Raw genomic sequence first — 731 nt, 5'->3', positions numbered from 1 at the left:
CTTCTACCGTACCCGGCTTCTCGCCTGGTGTCGCTACTTCCACTGGGGTCTTCCAGACGTAATTCGTATCTTGCGGTAACTCCGTCTTGTTGGTTATACCTGCTTCAGCACCTGGAGTTTTACCTAGATTGGTCTTCACTACTTGGCCCTTCGGAGCATACTCTTCGGCGTCGGTGCCTACCTTCACTTGCACTGGCACTTCATCTTTTGAGCCATCTGAATATGTTACTTCTACCGTACCTGGCTTCTCGCCTGGCATCGCTACTTCTACTGGGGTCTTCCAGCTGTATTTAGCATCTTGCGGTAAGTCTGACTTATTAGCTACTCCTGCTTCAGCACTTGGGGCTTTGCCTAAATCGGTCTTCACTAATTGTCCCTTCGGGGCGTACTCTTCGGCGTCGGTACCTACCTTCACTTGCACCGGCACTTCATCTTTTGAGCCATCTGGGTATGTCACTTCTACCGTACCTGGTTTCTCGCCTGGTGTCGCTACTTCCACTGGAAATTCCCACATATATTGTGTATCTTTCGGCAAGTCTCCCTTATTAGCTACTCCTGCTTCAGCACTCGGTGCCTTACCTAAATCAGTTTTCACTAACTGGCCCTTTGGGGTATATTCTTCAGCGTCAGTTCCCATTTTAACTTGGACTGGTACTTCATCTTTTGAGCCATCTGGATATGTCACTTCTACCGTACCTGGCTTCTTACCTGGTGTCGCTACTTCTACCGGA

The 731-nt window shown here is 49.2% G+C and carries 1 protein-coding gene; it reads right to left on the bottom strand.

Features of this window, described 5'->3' with window-relative positions:
* Positions 1 to 731, bottom strand: a 731-nt coding sequence (locus FC32_RS10730) for a Rib/alpha-like domain-containing protein (protein WP_268871573.1), incomplete at both ends; no start/stop codon positions are given.

Origin of the sequence: Ligilactobacillus apodemi DSM 16634 = JCM 16172, from assembly GCF_001434405.1 — a bacterium.
Taxonomy (GTDB): Bacteria; Bacillota; Bacilli; order Lactobacillales; family Lactobacillaceae; genus Ligilactobacillus; species Ligilactobacillus apodemi.
Note: the sequence above shows the minus strand (reverse complement) of the source record. Positions and strands in the feature narration are given on the sequence as shown.